Source organism: Haloarchaeobius ordinarius, assembly GCF_051801355.1.
In the GTDB taxonomy this organism is placed as follows: Archaea; Halobacteriota; Halobacteria; order Halobacteriales; family Natrialbaceae; genus Haloarchaeobius.
The window spans coordinates 3113002-3130344 of sequence record NZ_CP196560.1 but is presented as its reverse complement, the minus strand read 5'-3'; the positions used below and the strand labels follow the sequence as shown (position 1 = coordinate 3130344).

Sequence of the window (17343 nt, the reverse complement as noted above, 5' to 3'; positions counted from 1 at the left end):
GGTGCCGAGTGGGGTCGACGCGACGACGCCACGGCGCAGTGGTGAGTGAGAAAGTTTACGCGTTATGGTCGTCTAGATTCGCAAGATGACTCGCGTCGTGGTTCCTGTCCGGTATCCGCTGACGAAGCACTCCCGTCGCACGCTCGAATCGGCCATCGAGGTCGCTCGTGAACACGAAGCGGCGCTGACCGTGCTCTATGTCAATCTCTATCAGGAGAGCAAACGTGTGACCCGCGCCGACCTCAAGCGGGCGACCGAACGAGAGTTCGGTTCGCTGGACCGCGTCCGCTACGTGGTTCGCCGTGGGTTCCTGGTCGAAGAGACGATCCTCGACGAGATCGCTTCGGAGGGTGCAGACATCGTCGTCATCGGCAACAAGCAGGCGGGGCGCTGGCGCCGGATGCTCCAGAAACTCGTCGACGACCCGAACATCGACGAATACCTCCGCCGGAACGTCGACTGTGAAGTGATAACCGTCCAGGCCGCCTGAACCCCCGCTGACCGTCGAACCGTCAGCGCGACCCGTCGCCCGGCTCGCTCCCGTGGGAGTCGCGATCGTCTGGCCGGGCGTCGGCGCCAGCCCGGTCGCCGACGCCCGGTCCCGCCCGGACGTCGTCTCGCATCGAGATGGGCAACTCGCCGCTCGTCTCGTCGAACATTACGTGGGAGTGCGGATAGGCGATGTCCACGTCGGCATCCTCGAGTTTCTCCCACACCTTCTCTTGAACCCGCGACCGGACTCGCAGGAGCTTGTAGGGCTGTTTCGCCCAGTAGCGCAGCGTCAGCTTCACACCGTGGTCGGCGTAGTCGTCGATGTAACACGTCGGTGCCGCAGGGTAGCGTGCCGAACCGATGCGGATGTCGGGGCCACCCGGGATGACATCGTCGACCTCCTTCGCCGCGTCCTCCATCACCTCGCGTGCCTCGCCGAGGTCGCCCTCGTAGGTCACGACCAGGGTGAGCGAGAGCCTGATTCGCTCGTCCTCCGCCGAGTAGTTGACCACGTCGCGGCCGCGAATGGAGGAGTTGTCGATGACCATGAACGTGTTGTCGAGCGTGAATATCTTCGTGTACCGGATGGTGATGTCCTCGACGAAGCCGGTCGTATCACTGTCCGCGAGTTGTATCATGTCGCCGATCTCGTAGGGCTGGTCGGCGAGGACGAACACCCCGTTGATGATGCTCCCGACGATGGGTGCGAGCACGATACCGAGGACGGCAGAGAACACCGTCACCGAGAGGAGGATGTCCCCGAACTGGAGGCCGAGCAGCGGGGCAGCGACGGTGAACGCGAGGGCCATCACGCCGAGGCGGACCATCCGGAGCACCGTCCGGGTGACGCTCGGTCGCTGGAGGCGCTGGGCGATAGTCCGACCGAACAGCCTGACGATGACCTTCGAGAGGTACCACGCTAGGACGAGGATGACGAGCGCGAGGACGATCTCGACGAACCGCTCCGTCGGAACCCACTCCGGCACGAAGCCGTCGAGCAGCGACGCGATGCCCTGACTGACGTTGTCGACGCTACTCGGGTCGGGGGCGGTGGTCGTTTCGACGCCACCACCCCCGCCGCTACCGCTCTGGGTAGTCGTCGGGGTCGGCGTCGTAGTCTCCGACCCAGTCGCGTTCGTCCCGTCCTGTTCGAAGACCGCGCCCGCTGGCATGTTCGACCCCTCACGCGCCCCCGAGATAAGGGTTGGGAAGCCGATGTACGTCTTCAGGACCTGACTCCGCTGTCGTAGAACAGCAAGTCGGTGTGGCTGTCGTCGCGGAAGTTGCCGGGGACGATTTGGTCCCAGGTCTTCCGCCACCCCCGATGGGTTCGAAGATGTCTGATACCGCCGTCCCCGTCCGTCGTGTAGAACGCACCGAGCCCCTGTTCCCTGCTGTAAAAGAGCAGGTCGGTGTGGCCGTCGCCCCCGAAGTCGCCAGGAACGATGCTGTCCCAGTTCCGCTGCCACCCTGTGTGCGTCTGCAGCGGTTTCAGGTACAGGACACTCGGAGACGGGTCGAAGAACCCACCACTGTCCTGTTTCGTCGCGAAGAATTCCCCGGTACCCGATTCTCTATCGTAGAACAGGAGGTCGGTGCGCCAGCCTTCGCCGAAGTCACCGGGCAGTATCGCGTCCCAGAAACGGTTCGTCTCCAATCTCGGGCGACCCACGGTCCTGAAACGACCCCCGGACCTGGTCCGGTCGACCCAGATGGCGCCGTCGCGACGACGGTAGTAACACAGGTCCGTGCGTGACCCGCCCCAGAACTGGCCAGGGACGACGATGTCGACGCCCGTCGGTGCGTCCCTGTCGACACTGAGCGACCGGATGCGACCGTCTTCTTCCGTCGCGTAGAACGCACGAATCGCGTTCGGTCCAGCATCTCGATAGAAGAAGAGGTCGGTGTGGACGCTCCCACCGAAGTTACCAGGAACGATCTGGTCCCACCCCGTACGCCAGCCGCTGTGTTCCCGCCGAAACGTTATCCTGCCTGACCCATCGGTCGTGTACAGCTCTCCCTCTCCAGCACTCCCATCGTAGAAGAGGAGGTCGTCGGTTCCGTAGCTGCTACCCAGGAAGTTCCCGGGGACGATGTGTGTCCACGTCGACCGCCATCCAGAGAGCGTCCGGAGCAGCGTCACGTTGCCCGAACCATCGGTCATGTAGAAGGAACCAAGTCCCGTGTTCTGTGCCGTAGCGGTGCCCGTGAAACCTCCGACGACCGTCCCGAACATGGCACCCGTTCCACCGACCGTCCGCAGGAATGCGCGTCGTGAGGCGGAGACAGGGGTACCGGGGGAACCACTGTCCCTGGTGGACGCACGCGAACGGCGAGCACCGTCGCCACGTCTGCTGGTATCCATGGTTCGAGAGAGGACACCGAGCGCGATAACAAGGCGGCGGTTACGACCCCTTCGCCGTCCAGTTTCGGGCGATATTATAGAATTATTGAACTGTCTGGGATATGTCTGTCCCTGCGGCCTGGCGCAGTCGGTCGGTGCACGCGCCGGTGTGACGAACCAGTCTCGTCCGGCCTCCTCGGCCACCGGGTCACCTTCTTCCCAGCGACAGGCACTGGTCCATCCACGAGAACGACTCCGAAGGCGGGGTGTGTAACGGACCACTCGACCGTCGCTGATACCGGTTCACCGACAGGATTCGATTCTGGAACCCAGTGCTACTCGGATTTCAGTAAATCATTTAGGGGCGGGCCGTCGTTAGTAGGGTATGCCATCCGACGACCTCCGTGGGACCATCGAACGCGTGGGGGACCGGTTCAATCTCGGCGAGTACGAGATAGACGCCTACCTCACCGTCCTCGACCACGGCCAGCTCACCGCGAGCGAAATCGCAGACCGGACAGAGATACCCCAACCCCGGGTGTACGACACGGTCCGAAGCCTCTCCGACCGTGGTCTGGTCGAGCTCCGCGAATCCCGACCGATGAAGATTATCGCGGTCGACCCCGACGACGCCTTCTCGGACGTGCAGTCTTCGCTCACCGAGATGGTCGACGAACTCGCTGCCCGGTACACGGCTCCCGCCCGGGACACCGAGGCCGTCTCGCTCGTCAAGTCGCGCTCGACCATCCTCCGGTACCTGGAAGAGGTAATCGACGCGGCCGAGTACGAACTGTCACTTTCGCTGACGCCAGACCTGCTCGAACGCTTCCAGGACCTGCTCGCGAGCCGACACCACGAGGGCATCAGTATCGAGTTGCTCATCACCCCCGCCTCTAGTGCCCCCGACCCGGACGAGTTCGACTACAGCCGCGTCGCCACCTCGGTCCGTGCCCGTCGCGGCATCACCAGCCCCGTCATCGCGGTCGCCGACGGCGAGTACTCGATCTACGCCACCCAGGACGCACTTCGCGACGACCAGGACCGCTACGGCGTCATCTTCAACCGCTCCGCGCTCGGATTCCTCGTCTCCGGTTTCTTCGGCACCGTCCTCTGGACGACCGCGAACGAACTGTATAACAACGGTGAGGACCGACCGTTCCCGCGTCGCTACTCCTCCATCCGTCGGACGGTCAAAGACCTCATGGACGAAGGCGGCGAGTTCTACGCGACTATCGAAGGGCGCGACGTCGAGACGGGCGCACCCCGTATCGTCCAGGGTCTCATCACGGACATCTCGTTCGAGATGACCGAGGAAGTCGCGGGACTCACTCTCGAAACCGAAGACGGCGAACAGCTGACCGTCGGTGGTCGCGTCGCTGCGCTCGAGGACATCGAAGCACACGAGATAACCGTCGGCCGCGACGAACCGCCGGTGGTCGACCGCTAACCGGTCGAGAACCGCCGAAATTCCGACGCGTCGTCTCTTCTCTCGGACGTCCCTCTTCGAATCTCAGAAGGTCCGTTCTCCCTCGTCTGTGACCACGGATTCCAGCAGCGACACCGGCGTCTCGTCGTACGCCGGGTTGTACACGTCGAACCCCTCCGCCGGCTCTCGCATCACCTCGCTCGGTGAGCGGAACTCGTTCTCGAAGACGAACCCATCCTCGATGACCTTCGTACTCGACCCAACGACGGTCACCGGGACGTCGCACTGGGCAGCCGTCGCCGCGATGGGGAACGTCCCGACGCGGTTGTACAGCGTCTCCTCGACGATACAGTCCATCCCGATGAGGACACGGTCGCACTCGTCCATGTAGTAGCCGGCACCGCTGTCGGTGAGCAAGTGCGTCTCCACGCGGTCGTTCCCGGCGAGGGTCCGCGCCGTCTTCCGACCGAGGTAGCGGGGGCGAGCCTCGGTGACGTACACGTCGATGTACGCCCCGTCGCGGGTCGCTAGCTCGATTGCTTCGAGGACCGTCGACGAGTAATCGTGCGTGAGGATACTCGCGCCGTCTTCGACGAGCGACACCGCGTTCTCTGCGGCGCGACGCTTCCCGTGTTCGACGTCGTCGACGACGGACTCGATGGCCGCACGCAGCGCTGCTTTCGCGTCGTCGACGGTCGCGGTCTCGGCGCTCCCGACCGCGGCGACGACGTCGCGCATGGCGTTGTGGAGGGACGCGTGCGACGGGTTCGCTCGCTGGAGTGCCTTCGTGTTTCGCTCCAGGCCGCGCTCGAACTCCTCGACCGTCGCGAACTCGCGGTCGAGCAGGTCACCGAGCGCCTCTGTCGCCTTGATGGCCACGACGGACGAGGAGTGGGTCTGCATCTCTTCTATCTCCTCGACTGTCTCGTCTATCATGTGTGAACGGTCTGCGCTGGCGGTCAAAATCCTTTCCACTACACGGGTCCGACCACGGGTCGAGCGTCGCCCGCCAGCCGCCCAGCTAAGTCCGTCCGGTCCCAACCACCGTCATGGTCGAAGTCACGTACTACTGTCCGTACTGTGGCGCACTCACGAGTCTGGAACGCGACGCCTACATGGCGGACAAGTGTGTCACGAGAGAGCCACTCGACGGCTGGACGTACGAGAGCACGACAGGTGAGTACGAGGAGGCCGACGGTGTGGAGTTCGTCTGTCTCGGGGACGCCGACCCGGACCAGGACGGCTGTGGGCGAACATTCTACCTGAACTTCGTCAAGTTCACCGACGGCGAGGAAGTCCCACACCGCATGCCGGACATCGACCGGCCCCGGTTCGACTTCAACGTCTGAGTCGGTCGGTGCGTGGATTTTTATCTCGCCCTGCTCTGAGAGGCGATGATGGACGACGAGATACTCGACCACCAGCGCGAACTCGTTCGCCTGCTCGAAGAACAGGGCTGGGACGTGACCGAGACGGAACTCTCGGTGTACGAGAGCCCGTGGGAAGACGACGACACGCCGGAGGCGAGCATCACGCTCAGCGCGCGCAAAGAGTTCCCGAACGAGGACGAGGAGGACGACGACAATCCGTACCGGGTGAAGTGAGTCGAGACTACCGGGGGTACGTGGCGGACAGGCGACACGCGACTCGTCTCCGCATCCGGTGTGTCGCGCAACCGCCTCGGCCGGGATGCGTCGGGTCTCAGACCACGCACTGTCTGGCCGCGGCTTCACTGATAAAGGGGTGGGCAAGCATTGAACTGTGGCACGCGAGTGGATTCGGACGTGAGTACCACGGTCGCACTCGCACTCGGCGGCGCGACACTGCTTCCGTTCGGGGTTCTCCACTGGTGGGTGCGAAAGCGAGGCCGACTGGAGGGGCCCACATATCGGCTCTCCCAGGTGGCGTAGCCACGCTGTTGTCTGACCACCGTGTTCGCGCTCACCCTGGCACAGACGGTCACGATGCCGGGCGGGCCGCTTCACGGGGAGTTCCTCGGACAGACCGACCTGCTCGTCGGGGGTGGGCTCGCCGCTGCCACGGCCGGATTCGTGGTCGCGGCCGCGGTGGTTCTCGCAGGGGGCGGGACGGGTCAGTCGGTCTGACGGCGGGCTAGCCCTTGATGTTGCAGACGGGGAAGGTCCGAACCACCTTGTCCCCGATGCCGAGTTCGTCGCTGACACGGACGACCTCGTCTACGTCCTTGTAGACGCCCGGGGCCTCCTCGGCGATGGTCGCACCGGACTGGGCCTTGACGTAGATGTGTTGTTGTTCGCGGAGTTCCTGTTGCACGTCGCCGCCCCAGTAGTCCTTCTTCGCCTGGGTGCGGCTCATGAGCCGGCCTGCACCGTGGGCTGTCGAGCCGAACGTCTCCTTCATGGAGTTCTCGCCGCCGCGGAGGACGTAGCTGCCCGCGCCCATGCTGCCCGGGATGATGATGGGCTGGCCGACGTTCTGGTACGCCGGTGGGAGTTCCGGTCGACCGGCCGGGAAGGCCCTGGTGGCCCCCTTGCGGTGGACGTACAGTTCGCGCTCCTCGAACTCGACGGCGTCCTCGTCGGGCACGGCCTCGCCGTTCGCGTCGATGCCGACCCTGTGTGTCTCCTTCTTCCCGATGTTGTGGGCCACGTCGTACAGCAGGTCCATCTCCATGTCCTCCCAGTCGCGGCCGAACACCTTCTCGAACACCTGCCGGGTGCGGTGCATGATGAGCTGGCGGTTCACCCACGCGAAGTTGATGGCGGCACACATCGCGCCGTAGTAGTCCTCGGCGAGCTGTGAGCCGGCAGGCGCGGCGGCGAGTTCCTTGTCCGGCAACTGCTTGAGGAGGCCCGCGTGAGTCTTCTCTATCTTGCGGAGGTAGTCGGTGCAGGTCTGATGGCCGAGGCCGCGTGAGCCACAGTGGATGAGGACGACGACCTGGTCCTCCTCGAGCCCGAACTCTGCTGCGACGTCCTCGCGGTACACGTCGGTGACCCGTTGAACTTCGAGGAAGTGGTTGCCCGAGCCGAGGCTCCCGACCTGGTTCTTGCCGCGGTCTTTCGCCTTCTGGGATATCTTCGAGGGGTCGGCGTCGTGGCGGACCCCCTCGTCCTCACAGTGTTCGAGGTCTGCGGGGACCGCCCAGTCGTTCTCCAGCGCCCACTCCATCCCCCGGTCGAGGATGTCTTCGATGTCGTCGATGCCGCCCTCGAAGACGCCGCCACCGCCGAGGCCCGACGGGATGTTGGCGAACAGCGCCTCGACGAGTTCCTCCTCGCGGCCCTGGAGGTCCTCGTAGGTCAGGTTCGTCTTCAGCATCCGGACGCCGCAATTGATGTCGTAACCGATCGCGCCGGGCGAGATACAGCCGTCTTCGGCATCCATCGCGCCGACCCCGCCGACGGGGAAGCCGTACCCCTGATGGCCGTCGGGCATGCAGATGGCGTACTTGGTGATGCCGGGGAGCTGTGTCGAGTTCTTCAGCTGTTCGAGGGTCTTGTCGTCGCTTATCTCTTCGAGTAACGACTCGCTGGCGAGCACGCGCGCCGGGACGCGCATGTCGCCCTCCTTCGGAATCTCCCAGACGTAGTCACGTACTCTGTGCAGCGTGACCTCGCCGGCCTCGTAGGTATCCATACCTGAAGATGGACGCGGCACCCCGGAAAGGATTTCGTTGATGGTCCCGCTGCCGTTAGCCGCTGTTCGGGGCGGTTACACGTCGAGGACGACGTATGCACGACAACCGTCGTCGGTCTCCTCGACGCGCATGTCGGAGTAGGTGACCGCCTTGATGTCCCGGGCGGTCACGTCGGTGAGGGGGACACCGCGGGCACTCCCCTCAAGATGCCACTCGCCGTCCTCCTCCTCGACCGTCGTCTCGTTGTCGACCGGGAGGACCAGCCGGACGTCCCGTTCGTAGATGAGCTGGTCGAGGTAGTCGAACAGCAGGGCTTCGGCGTTCTCGGCGTCGAGGGAGAACGAGAACCGCTCACCCGTGTCGGGCCAGTCGTCGCACATCGCGGCAGTGAGCCCGTCGGCGACGGCGGCGAACGTCTCGGAGAGCGTGTCGCCGTGGGCCTCGACGGCCACGTCGGCGGTGTGCTCGCGGAGCTGGAAGCTCATGGTGTCTCCCTACTCGCCACGTCGGCCTCTGTCTGTCGGTTGTCGATTGGGTCGGTCGCCTCGTCGTCGTCGCTCCGGCCCGTCCGATGTTCGGCCTGCTCGTAGGCGGCCAGCTGTCCGAGTTCGGCCTCGGAGAGTCGTGAATCGCCGTGGGCTTTTCCGTCGCCGGTCGCGACGCCAGTCGTCACGACCGTCCTGAGTCCTTCCTCGACGGTCATGTCGACGTCCTCGACGCGATGTTCGGGGACGTGTACGAGGTTCCCACCCATCACAGGGTTGGGCGCGAGCGGGAGAAACAGCGTCACCATGTCGTTTCGCCCGGCCGCGGCCTGCAGTTCTGCCGGTGTGTCGGCGGTGAGAAAGCCGAGCGTGTACGTGTCCGCCTGTGGGAACTCGACGAGTTTCACGTCGCGGAAGTTCTGCTGGTCGCTCTCGACGATGACGTCCGACATCTCCCGGAAGCTATCGTACACCGAGCCGACGCCCGGAATCGCACCGATGAGGGCGTCCGCGTACTCGATGCCGCGCTCGCCATAGGTGAACCGAGTGAGAAAGCCGATACCGAGGATGGTCCCGACGAGGACCATGAGGGTAAACGCCTGGAGGACGAGGTCGACCGTCGCGGGCGTGATAGCAGCGAAGAGGTAGACCTCCGTGGGGGTGGGACCGTAGGCCTGCATGACCTCGACGACACCGGAGAGCGTCGAGAAGACGTAGCCTGCGAGGATGTTCAGGACGACGAGCGTCACGATGATGGGAACGACGATGGAGAGTCCGGCGACGAAGGCGTCCCTGAACGTGTCGACCACTGTCCGACCAGCCTCGCGAGTCCGTTCCAGTTCCTCGTCGGCGGCTGAGAGCATTGGAGGGACGGACGGGAGACAGTATTGAAAAGGGACACCCAACAGAGTTCGACCGCGCACCCGTCCGAACCAGGGCCCGTTCACCGTCCCGTCGGGTGGACTGTCGGCCCGTCACTGCCGGTGGAATTATATCGTCGTGACCACCACTTACAGAACAGTGAGCGTCAACATCGACACGCGCGTCGTCGGCCCGGGGAACGACGAGTACGTCGAGGATGCGTGGAAGCTCAAAGAACGCATCCGACAGCGTGAGGGCGTCCTCAAGCAGCGAAAAGGGTTCTTTAGCGACGCCTACCGCCGTTCGAAGGTCCACCTCTTCGTCGAGGACGGTGCGAAGACGTCCGTCATCGGGTTCTGTGCCGTGCGCCGCGACGGGTACATCCTGTTTCTCGCCGTCGACCCCTCCCACCGCGGCGAGGACATCGGGAAGAAACTCGTCGCCATGGTCGCAGAGGAACACCGGTCCGTGACGTGCCACGCACGCACGACGAACGAGAACGCGCTACGGTTCTACGAACACCTCGGGTTCGATATCAAACGACGTATCGACAACTACTACGAAGACGGCGGCGACGCCTACTACCTCAAACTCGGTGACGACGCCAGTCTGACCGCCAGACTGTCCGAGTTCATGCGCCGGTAGAACGGGTCGGTCTCGACGGTCGGCTGGACGAGTCCGCTAGGTTCTTTAAACACCTCCTCTAACGAATCGAGAGCCATGGAAGAGCGCACCCGACGGTACCTCCGCGGTCGCTTTCGCGACCACTATCGACAGCTGTCGGTGACGCCGCCGCCGGACGCGAACGAACGCGAGTGGGGCTACGTCACCTGGAGTACCGGCGGGACGACGATGGTCCGCCACAACTCCTGGCTGGACATCGGCGATCTCCAGACGTTCCTCGCCGACGAGCGACCACGCCACGTCTACTTCTCGGCCGGGCGCTACGACGACCCCGGCGCGAGTTCGATGTCGAAGAAGGGGTGGCGTTCTTCGGACCTCGTGTTCGACCTCGACGCCGACCACCTGCCGGGCGTCGACCCCGAGGCGGACTCCTACGCCGACATGCTCGAAACGTGCAAGGGCGCGCTCTTTCGTCTCCTCGACCTGCTGGAGGACGACTTCGGCTTCGAGGACCTCACCGTCGTCTTCTCCGGTGGCCGCGGCTACCACGTCCACGTCCGCGACGATGACGTGAAGGAACTGGGTCGCGGCCACCGACGCGAAATCGCCGATTACGTGCTCGCGACGGACGTCGACTTCGACACGCTGCTCCAGCACGAGGCGGTCGCCGGCATCGGGCTGGAGAACCCTGCGGACAAGCGGACGCTCGACACGACCGGCGGCTGGAGCCGTCGCGTTCACCGTCGCATCGAGGCCTACGTCGACGACCTGCTCGAACTGGACGACGACGACGCGCTCGACCGGCTCCAGTCGCTCGACGGTGTCGGCGAGAAGAAGGCCGAGGGCATCCTCCGGGCGGTCCAGACGAACGTCGACCAGATTCGTGCGGGCAACGTCGACGTGCATCCCGCGTTCCTCACGCTCGCGCGGAGCCTCGCCGAGGAGACGTTCACTGCGGAGACCGCGCCTATCGACGAACCCGTGACGACCGACATCAATCGGCTCATCCGGCTGCCCGGGAGCCTTCACGGTGGGAGCGGACTCGAGGTCAAACGCATCCCGCGGAGCGACCTCGACGAGTTCGATCCGCTCCACGACGCCGTCCCGCGGACGTTCGTCGGGAGTGAGATACAGGTAACCGTCCCCGAGCCGGTCGACGTTCGTCTCGGTGGCGGTACATTTACATTGGAGCGAGGTGCACACACTGTACCGGAATACGTGGGCGTGTTCTTGATGGCCCGCGGGCAGGCCGAGAAGGGGAAAGAATGAATCTGAACGAACTTCGCTCCGCGCTCGACACCGAACGGCAGAAGGGTGGTCTCCAGCAGCTACGAGACTCGTTCTACCAGGAGGTCGCCGAGTACGTCGAAGAGCGAAAAGCGACGCGCGAGCAGGCGGCCGCAGAGGCCGACGACCCCTTCTCCTCGCCCGAGATTCAGCGCCTCACCGACGAGATAGAGACCGCGAAGAACGCGGCCGAGTCGCTGTACGAGCGCCGCCTCGGAAAGCTGGTCAAGCAGGCCAGCCTCGCGGCGGCGGACATGGCCAACGCGGAACAGGTCGAGGGCCTGACCGCGGAGGAGCGCCACCTCTACGACGACCTCGTCAGCCGCATCGAGGAGAACAAGGGGCACATGCTCGAAGTGGTCTCCGGCAACGCCGAGACCACACCGGCTGCCAGGGAAGCCGACGAGGGCGACGACGGCGCGGATGCAGGCCCCACGGCCGACCCCGCACCCCAGTTCGACCCCGACCCCGCGACGGACCCGGCCGGGACCGACGAGGCAGGCACTGCGCAGTCGGCTGGTTCCACGACAGGGGACGACCCCGACGTCCGCGGCGACCCCGACATCTCGGCGGCCGAGGCCCGCGCGGTCGCAGACGCCGACCCGACAGAGATGGACTCGACCGGCGGTGGCGTCTCTGCGGCCGACGTGATGGGCGAGACCGCCCAGAACGACGACCCGGCTCCGAGTGGCGCGCCGCCACAGGAGCCGGACCCGACGGCCGACGGTGCCCCCACTTCGGGGACACCGGACCGGGAGACCGAACCGAGAGCGGATGCCGAGGACGACACCGACCGGACGCGAGTCCTCATCACCCGCGACGTCGGCGACATCTTCGGCGTCGACGAACGGGAGTACTCGCTCTCGGCGGACGACGTGGTCGACCTCCCCTCGGCCAACGCCGACCCGCTGGTCGAACGCGACGCGGCGAAGAAACTGGAGTAGCTTTTTCGCATCCCTGTTCTAACGGTTCGCCATGACAGGGACGGTCGAGTCCATCCACATCGCACGAGAGTCCGGCGAGCCTGTCGAATCGGTCGAGTCGGTCGACGCCGTGGCGGGTGCGGGCCTGCGCGGTGACCGCTACTTCGACGAGTCCGGGACGTTCTCTGACGGGACCCCGCGCGGTATCACGCTCATCGAGGCCGAGGCGCTCGAAGCCGCCGAGCGCGACCACGACTTCACGCTCGAACCGGGCGAACACCGCCGGAACGTGACGACCCGTGGGGTCGCGCTCAACCACCTCGTGGACGCGGAGTTCCGCGTCGGCGAGGCGGTCTGTCGTGGCGTCGAATTGTGTGAGCCCTGTTCGTACCTCGAATCGCTCACGAAAGAGGGTGCAGTCTCGTCGCTGGTCCACCGCGGTGGCCTCCGTGCAGAAATCGTCGAAACCGGGACGCTGGCGGTCGGAGACGCCGTCACGTCGGAGTAAAACGAAATCCACTTCATCCACCTGTTCGTTGCCGCGGCTATGCTCGACATCGGCGAGGAAGCTCCGGACTTCGAGCTTTCCGACCAGAACGGTGACCCTGTAGCGCTCTCGCAATTCCGTGGCCAGCGTGTCGTCCTGTACTTTTATCCCCGGGCGAACACCGAGGGCTGTACCACGCAGGCCTGCTCGTTCCGCGACAACTGGGACAGCTACGAGGAGCACGATATCGCCGTCCTCGGCGTCAGCGACGACACCGTCTCGGACCTGAAGACGTTCGAAGAAGACCACGACCTGCCCGTGACGTTCCTCTCGGACGAGGACGGTGAGGTCTCGACGCTGTACGAGTCCTACGGCGAGAAGCGGATGTTCGGCAACACCTTCGACGGCGTGTTCCGGAACACGTACGTCATCGACGAGGAGGGGACCATCGAACTCGCCTACGAGGGCGTCGACCCCGAGGAGCACGCGGAGACGATTCTCGCGGACCTGAACCTGGACTGACCGGCGGACCCGTCCGGCTCACCTCTCGTCGGCCAGACAGTACAGGTGGCCGTCGGCACACCCGATGTAGGTCCGCCCGTCCACCACGGCCGGCGAGGAGTTCACGTACCGCTCGAAATCGACCCGCCAGCGTTCGCTCCCGTCGGCGCGGGCCACCGAGACGATGCCCTCGCCGTTGCCGACGTAAATCGCGTCGGCTGTAACGGCCGGGGACGACCGGAAGTCGAACTCGGAGTCGTAGGTCCAGGCGACGCTCCCATCTTCGACCGACAGCGCCTGGAGTCGGCCGAAGTCGCCGTCGGCGGCCGGACCGGACACGGTGGACGTCGGTGTCTTCGTGCTCGTGGCAGCGTCGGTCCCGCCACCGCCAGCGTCGACCGGATAGCCGACCGAGCGTTTCCCACCGATGTAGACGTGCTGGCCGTCGGCCGCTGGAGAGCACTTCACGTTGGGCGTCCCGAGGTCGGTCAGCCAGCGTTCCTCACCGGTCGTCGCGTCCAGCGCTACGCACGCGCCGGTCCCGTGGAGCCCGACGTAGACGGTCCCGTCGTCGTAGGCCGGCGGTGCCTGAAAGCCGCCGCCGCGCCACGACCACGCCTCCGCTCCGGTCTCGGCGTCGAGGGCGTAGAACCGCCCCTCCTCGTTCCCGGCGAAGACCAGTCCATCGCCGACAGCGGGGCCGGTGAACCAGTCGGACGCGCCGAACTCCCACTGCTTCTCGCCGGAGTCGGCGTCGAGTGCCACCACCAGCCCCGCCTTCGATTCGTCGGTCTCACCGCTGACGACCGCCGGCATGGTGCCGGCCGTCCCGACGTACACCGAGCCTTCGTGGACCGTGAGCGCCCGTGTCCAGAGGTTGTGGTTCGTCTCGTGGGTCCACACCTCCTCGCCGGTTTCGGCGTCGAGTGCGAGGACGGCCCCATCGCTGTGGGCGGTGTAGACCACGCCGTCCACCACCGCCGGCGCACAGGGGACGAACGTCCCGGTCTCGTATCGCCAGATTCGCTCGCCCGATACGGCGTCGAAGGCGTACACTGCGTTCCCGCCGACGAACACGGTCCCGTCGGCCACTGCCGGCGAGCAGTTCACCGTCTCCTTCGACCCGATTCCCGCCCAGGCGACTGACGCATCGGCGGGCCCGGTGTTCCCCGGTGCGAAGCCCCTGTTCCCCGGGTCGACGCCGAACTCGGTCCAGTCGACCGGGTCGGCGGCTGTGGCAGGCGTGGTTGGTTCGTCCGGCTCGTCCCCGGTTCCCGGTGGGTCGGGCGTCTCCGTCTGGTCCGAGAGCGTCGTGGCACACCCCGCGAGAGCGATTCCGCCGGCCGTGACAGCGAATCGTTTACAGTAGTCGCGTCGGGAGGGCATGGCTCAGGTATCTGTTCAGGAACATGAGTAGTTTGTGCAAGTTCAGACGCGCGTTTCAGCGTGGGTCGGAAGAAACGGGAACTGTCGGAGGCCCAGCTGATGGACTGGCTGGTCGGTGTGTGGCTGCGGGCGTGGTGCGGTAGGCAGTCAAGCGCAGCACCTGCGAGCGAAGCGAGCAGCCTTTTTCGCATCCCCAACGAGCGAAGCTCGTTGGGAGCAAGCAGGAACTTCGCTCCTGCGCGATAGCTTTCTGGACCGAGTGGTTCCCGCAGGGCGCCGAAGGCACCCGCGGAAACCCGAGGTCACAAACGGTCCTACTGGAACGTTCGGCCGAACTCGCGCTCTTCGAGTTCGGGCTGTTCGTGGCCGAAGCGCTTCTCGATCTCGTTGTAGCGCTCTTTGGTCTCCTCGGTCACGCTCGCGGTAACCTCGCCGAGTGCGTGCTCGAAGTGGTCCCTGGTGATGCGGACGTTCGTGACGGAGTCGTCCATGTCGTCGGGCGACACCGTGTTGATGAACTCGCGGGTCGCGGCGAGCGAGGCTTCACGGCAGAGCGCTTCGATGTCCGCGCCGACGTAGCCCTCGGTCTGCTTGGCGAGCCACGCGAGGTCGACGTCGTCGGCCAGCGGCTTGTTCCGGGTGTGGACTTCGAAGATCTTCTCGCGCCCTTCCTCGTCGGGGACGGGGACGTGGACGTGGCGGTCCAGCCGGCCCGGACGCAGGAGTGCGCTGTCGATGAGGTCGGGGCGGTTGGTCGTCGCGATGACGACCACGTCCTCCAGGTCTTCGAGCCCGTCGAGTTCGGTCAGCAGCTGCGAGACGACCCGTTCGCCGACGCCGGAGTCACCGGAGTGGCGGCCACGTTCGGTGGCGATGGAGTCGATCTCGTCGAAGAAGATGACCGTCGGGGCGTTCGACCGTGCCTTGTCGAACACCTCGCGGACACCCTTCTCCGATTCGCCGACGTACTTGTTCAGCAGCTCCGGCCCCTTGATGGAGATGAAGTTGCTGTTGGCCTCGTTGGCGACGGCCTTCGCGAGCAGGGTCTTCCCGGTCCCCGGCGGGCCGTACATCAACACGCCACGGGCCGCCTCGAGGTCCATCGCCTCGAACACCTCGGGGTAGTCCAGCGGCCACTGGATGGTCTCGCGGAGGCGCTCTTTCGTGTCGCCGAGCCCGCCGACGTCGTTCCACGTGACGTCGGGGACCTCGACGAACACCTCGCGCATCGCCGAGGGTTTGACCGACTTCATCGCGTCTTTGAAGTCGCCTTCGGTGACTTTCAGGTTCTCCAGCACCTCCGCGTCTATCTCTTCCTGTTCGAGGTCGAGTTCGGGGCGGATGCGCCGGAGCGCGTTCATCGCGGCCTCCTTCGCGAGGCTCTCGATGTCGGCACCGACGAACCCGTGGGTGTTCTCGGCGTACTGGTCGAGGTCCACGCTGTCCGACAGCGGCATGCTGCGGGTGTGGACCTGCATGATTTCGAGACGGCCCTCCTTGTCGGGGACGCCGATCTCGATTTCACGGTCGAACCGGCCACCACGGCGCAGGGCGGGGTCGAGGGCGTCGACGCGGTTGGTCGCCGCGATGACGGTGACCTGCCCGCGCTCTTCGAGTCCGTCCATCAGCGAGAGGAGCTGGGCCACGACGCGGCGTTCCACGTCGCCGGAGGCCTCGCCGCGCTTGCTTGCGATGGAGTCTATCTCGTCGATGAAGACGATTGCTGGCTGGTTCTCCTCGGCCTCCTCGAACACCTCACGGAGCTGTTCCTCGGACTCCCCGTAGTACTTCGACATGATTTCGGGGCCCGAGATGGTGTGGAAGTGTGCGTCTATCTCGTTGGCGACGGCCTTCGCGATGAGCGTCTTCCCGGTCCCCGGCGGGCCGTGCAGGAGGACGCCCTTCGGTGGCTCGATGCCGAGTTGCTTGAACAGTTCGGGGTGGCGCATCGGGAGCTCTATCATCTCGCGGACCTGGTCGAGCTCCTTGTCGAGGCCACCGATGTCCTCGTAGGTGATGTTCGGGACACCTTCGCGGGCGCCACCACCGGCCCCGCCGGTTATCTGCTCGGCGGGCTTCTCGCTGATCTGGATGTCGGTCGAGTCGGTGATGATGACCGTGCCGGAGGGGCTGGTCGATGCGATCTTCAGCGGGACGGACTGCCCGCTCCCGGCCATGGGGCCAAAGGAGAGCGAGAACGGGACCGTCTGCCCGCCGGTGACGGCCTGACCGCTCAGCTTGTCGCGGACGAGCGGGCCGATGTTCCCGCGGATGCGCAGGTTCTGTGGGAGCGCAACGGTGACGCTCTTTGCGGGTTTGACGTCGGCTTTCTCGACCTCGACGCGGTCGTCGATGCCGACGTTGGCCTGCTGGCGGATGCGGCCGTCGATACGGATGACGTGCTGGCCCTGGTCTTCGGGGTAGCCTGGCCAGACGCGGGCGACGGCGCCGCCGTCACCTTTGCCGCTGATTTCGATGTAGTCGCCGTTCTCCAGACCCAGTTCCTGCATCGAGACGCGGTCGATGGCGGCGAGGCCGCGGCCCGCGTCCTTCTGCTTCAGTGGTTTGACGGTAAGTTTCATGCATCGACCTCCACTTCGATAGTGAGGACGCCGTTTCTGATAAACGCTCGCGCGGCGCCGGGGACCTCTATCTCGAACTGGTCGTGGTCGTCGCTCGGGACGACGATGACGGTGTCACCGGCGACGTCCACGGTCGCCTCGGAACCGAGAGCACCGAGGTCGGCCGCGATGACGTGCACGTCGTCGTAGGCGTAGTGGCGAACGAACCGCTCGCTTCCAGAGACGAATTCTTGTAAGTGCATGTGCTTGCTAACCACAAGTTAGTCTTCATAGTATAAAAGCCTATCGCCTACCTAATCGGGGTACGGCGGCGGGTTCTACTAACT

General features: G+C 65.2%; 19 protein-coding genes. 10 read left to right on the top strand and 9 right to left on the bottom strand.

What is annotated here, in order from left to right; all coding sequences use genetic code 11:
• Positions 1–85: 85 nt before the first annotated feature.
• Positions 86–490 (top strand): universal stress protein, encoded by a 405-nt coding sequence (locus ACSC1R_RS16395; protein WP_439026794.1) that lies wholly within the window; start codon positions 86–88, stop codon positions 488–490.
• Between the two features lie 22 nt (positions 491–512).
• Here the strand turns inward: ACSC1R_RS16395 and ACSC1R_RS16390 are convergent, their stop codons facing one another.
• Both ACSC1R_RS16390 and ACSC1R_RS16385 read right to left on the bottom strand, forming a co-directional pair.
• Complete coding sequence (locus tag ACSC1R_RS16390) at positions 513–1664, bottom strand: mechanosensitive ion channel family protein (protein WP_439026793.1); 1152 nt, start codon at positions 1662–1664, stop codon at positions 513–515.
• Between the two features lie 53 nt (positions 1665–1717).
• Positions 1718–2656, bottom strand: a complete 939-nt coding sequence (locus ACSC1R_RS16385; RefSeq protein ID WP_439026792.1) for a hypothetical protein — start codon at positions 2654–2656, stop codon at positions 1718–1720.
• A gap of 565 nt (positions 2657–3221) precedes the next feature.
• On the opposite strand from ACSC1R_RS16385, the gene trmB reads away from it, so the two are divergent.
• Positions 3222–4283: an HTH-type sugar sensing transcriptional regulator TrmB gene (trmB, locus tag ACSC1R_RS16380; RefSeq protein WP_439026791.1), complete on the top strand. Its 1062-nt coding sequence runs from the start codon at positions 3222–3224 to the stop codon at positions 4281–4283.
• A gap of 63 nt (positions 4284–4346) precedes the next feature.
• Here the strand turns inward: trmB and ACSC1R_RS16375 are convergent, their stop codons facing one another.
• Entirely contained in the window at positions 4347–5198 is an 852-nt protein-coding gene (locus ACSC1R_RS16375; RefSeq protein WP_439026790.1) for a translation initiation factor eIF-2B, read from the bottom strand.
• A gap of 113 nt (positions 5199–5311) precedes the next feature.
• On the opposite strand from ACSC1R_RS16375, the gene ACSC1R_RS16370 reads away from it, so the two are divergent.
• From ACSC1R_RS16370 to ACSC1R_RS16360, 3 genes are all read left to right on the top strand, one after another.
• A complete protein-coding gene (locus ACSC1R_RS16370) occupies positions 5312–5611 on the top strand; it encodes a hypothetical protein (protein WP_439026789.1) in 300 nt (99 codons plus the stop codon).
• Positions 5612–5659: 48 nt separating this feature from the next.
• Entirely contained in the window at positions 5660–5866 is a 207-nt protein-coding gene (locus ACSC1R_RS16365) for a hypothetical protein (protein WP_439026788.1), read from the top strand.
• A 327-nt stretch (positions 5867–6193) separates the two neighbouring features.
• Positions 6194–6367, top strand: coding sequence for a hypothetical protein (locus tag ACSC1R_RS16360; RefSeq protein WP_439026787.1), 174 nt, complete (start codon positions 6194–6196; stop codon positions 6365–6367).
• Between the two features lie 7 nt (positions 6368–6374).
• Here the strand turns inward: ACSC1R_RS16360 and ACSC1R_RS16355 are convergent, their stop codons facing one another.
• The 3 genes from ACSC1R_RS16355 to ACSC1R_RS16345 form a co-directional block, all read right to left on the bottom strand.
• Positions 6375–7880: an RtcB family protein gene (locus ACSC1R_RS16355; RefSeq protein WP_439026786.1), complete on the bottom strand. Its 1506-nt coding sequence runs from the start codon at positions 7878–7880 to the stop codon at positions 6375–6377.
• A 75-nt stretch (positions 7881–7955) separates the two neighbouring features.
• Positions 7956–8366 carry an archease gene (locus tag ACSC1R_RS16350; protein WP_439026785.1) on the bottom strand — a complete coding sequence of 137 codons (411 nt, stop codon included), beginning with the start codon at positions 8364–8366 and terminating at the stop codon, positions 7956–7958.
• On the bottom strand, positions 8363–9229 hold the full coding sequence (locus ACSC1R_RS16345) for a DUF502 domain-containing protein (RefSeq protein ID WP_439026784.1): 867 nt from the start codon (positions 9227–9229) through the stop codon (positions 8363–8365). Before ACSC1R_RS16345 ends, ACSC1R_RS16350 begins: the two co-directional genes overlap by 4 nt.
• Positions 9230–9386: 157 nt before the next feature.
• Between ACSC1R_RS16345 and ACSC1R_RS16340 the strand changes: the two genes are divergently transcribed.
• The 5 genes from ACSC1R_RS16340 to bcp all read left to right on the top strand — a co-directional run bounded on the left by ACSC1R_RS16340 (position 9387) and on the right by bcp (position 13070).
• Positions 9387–9872, top strand: a complete 486-nt coding sequence (locus ACSC1R_RS16340; protein WP_439026783.1) for a GNAT family N-acetyltransferase — start codon at positions 9387–9389, stop codon at positions 9870–9872.
• 75 nt (positions 9873–9947) lie between these two features.
• On the top strand, positions 9948–11120 hold the full coding sequence (gene priS, locus ACSC1R_RS16335; RefSeq protein WP_439026782.1) for a DNA primase small subunit PriS: 1173 nt from the start codon (positions 9948–9950) through the stop codon (positions 11118–11120).
• Positions 11117–12082, top strand: coding sequence for a hypothetical protein (locus tag ACSC1R_RS16330; RefSeq protein ID WP_439026781.1), 966 nt, complete (start codon positions 11117–11119; stop codon positions 12080–12082). Before priS ends, ACSC1R_RS16330 begins: the two co-directional genes overlap by 4 nt.
• A gap of 31 nt (positions 12083–12113) precedes the next feature.
• Complete coding sequence (locus ACSC1R_RS16325; RefSeq protein ID WP_439026780.1) at positions 12114–12569, top strand: MOSC domain-containing protein; 456 nt, start codon at positions 12114–12116, stop codon at positions 12567–12569.
• Between the two features lie 39 nt (positions 12570–12608).
• Positions 12609–13070 carry a thioredoxin-dependent thiol peroxidase gene (bcp, locus tag ACSC1R_RS16320; protein ID WP_439026779.1) on the top strand — a complete coding sequence of 154 codons (462 nt, stop codon included), beginning with the start codon at positions 12609–12611 and terminating at the stop codon, positions 13068–13070.
• An 18-nt stretch (positions 13071–13088) separates the two neighbouring features.
• On the opposite strand, the gene ACSC1R_RS16315 is transcribed toward bcp, so the two are convergent.
• The 3 genes from ACSC1R_RS16315 to ACSC1R_RS16305 form a co-directional block, all read right to left on the bottom strand.
• Positions 13089–14435, bottom strand: coding sequence for an outer membrane protein assembly factor BamB family protein (locus ACSC1R_RS16315; protein ID WP_439026778.1), 1347 nt, complete (start codon positions 14433–14435; stop codon positions 13089–13091).
• Between the two features lie 314 nt (positions 14436–14749).
• Entirely contained in the window at positions 14750–17017 is a 2268-nt protein-coding gene (locus tag ACSC1R_RS16310; protein ID WP_439026777.1) for a CDC48 family AAA ATPase, read from the bottom strand.
• The gene (locus ACSC1R_RS16305; RefSeq protein ID WP_439026776.1) at positions 17014–17259 is read right to left on the bottom strand and encodes a DUF7127 family protein; all 246 of its coding nucleotides are present in this window, start codon (positions 17257–17259) and stop codon (positions 17014–17016) included. Before ACSC1R_RS16305 ends, ACSC1R_RS16310 begins: the two co-directional genes overlap by 4 nt.
• Between the last annotated feature and the right edge of the window lie 84 nt (positions 17260–17343).

What these genes read in the sequence shown, in the direction of transcription:
- priS (WP_439026782.1), top strand. Translation starts at nt 9,948, where the DNA reads ATGGAAGAGCGCACCCGACGGTACCTCCGCGGTCGCTTTCGCGACCAC.
- ACSC1R_RS16315 (WP_439026778.1), bottom strand. Translation starts at nt 14,435, where the DNA reads ATGCCCTCCCGACGCGACTACTGTAAACGATTCGCTGTCACGGCCGGC.
- ACSC1R_RS16390 (WP_439026793.1), bottom strand. Translation starts at nt 1,664, where the DNA reads ATGCCAGCGGGCGCGGTCTTCGAACAGGACGGGACGAACGCGACTGGG.
- ACSC1R_RS16310 (WP_439026777.1), bottom strand. Translation starts at nt 17,017, where the DNA reads ATGAAACTTACCGTCAAACCACTGAAGCAGAAGGACGCGGGCCGCGGC.
- ACSC1R_RS16370 (WP_439026789.1), top strand. Translation starts at nt 5,312, where the DNA reads ATGGTCGAAGTCACGTACTACTGTCCGTACTGTGGCGCACTCACGAGT.
- trmB (WP_439026791.1), top strand. Translation starts at nt 3,222, where the DNA reads ATGCCATCCGACGACCTCCGTGGGACCATCGAACGCGTGGGGGACCGG.
- bcp (WP_439026779.1), top strand. Translation starts at nt 12,609, where the DNA reads ATGCTCGACATCGGCGAGGAAGCTCCGGACTTCGAGCTTTCCGACCAG.
- ACSC1R_RS16365 (WP_439026788.1), top strand. Translation starts at nt 5,660, where the DNA reads ATGGACGACGAGATACTCGACCACCAGCGCGAACTCGTTCGCCTGCTC.
- ACSC1R_RS16305 (WP_439026776.1), bottom strand. Translation starts at nt 17,259, where the DNA reads ATGCACTTACAAGAATTCGTCTCTGGAAGCGAGCGGTTCGTTCGCCAC.
- ACSC1R_RS16350 (WP_439026785.1), bottom strand. Translation starts at nt 8,366, where the DNA reads ATGAGCTTCCAGCTCCGCGAGCACACCGCCGACGTGGCCGTCGAGGCC.
- ACSC1R_RS16395 (WP_439026794.1), top strand. Translation starts at nt 86, where the DNA reads ATGACTCGCGTCGTGGTTCCTGTCCGGTATCCGCTGACGAAGCACTCC.
- ACSC1R_RS16345 (WP_439026784.1), bottom strand. Translation starts at nt 9,229, where the DNA reads ATGCTCTCAGCCGCCGACGAGGAACTGGAACGGACTCGCGAGGCTGGT.
- ACSC1R_RS16325 (WP_439026780.1), top strand. Translation starts at nt 12,114, where the DNA reads ATGACAGGGACGGTCGAGTCCATCCACATCGCACGAGAGTCCGGCGAG.
- ACSC1R_RS16355 (WP_439026786.1), bottom strand. Translation starts at nt 7,880, where the DNA reads ATGGATACCTACGAGGCCGGCGAGGTCACGCTGCACAGAGTACGTGAC.
- ACSC1R_RS16385 (WP_439026792.1), bottom strand. Translation starts at nt 2,656, where the DNA reads ATGACCGATGGTTCGGGCAACGTGACGCTGCTCCGGACGCTCTCTGGA.
- ACSC1R_RS16375 (WP_439026790.1), bottom strand. Translation starts at nt 5,198, where the DNA reads ATGATAGACGAGACAGTCGAGGAGATAGAAGAGATGCAGACCCACTCC.
- ACSC1R_RS16330 (WP_439026781.1), top strand. Translation starts at nt 11,117, where the DNA reads ATGAATCTGAACGAACTTCGCTCCGCGCTCGACACCGAACGGCAGAAG.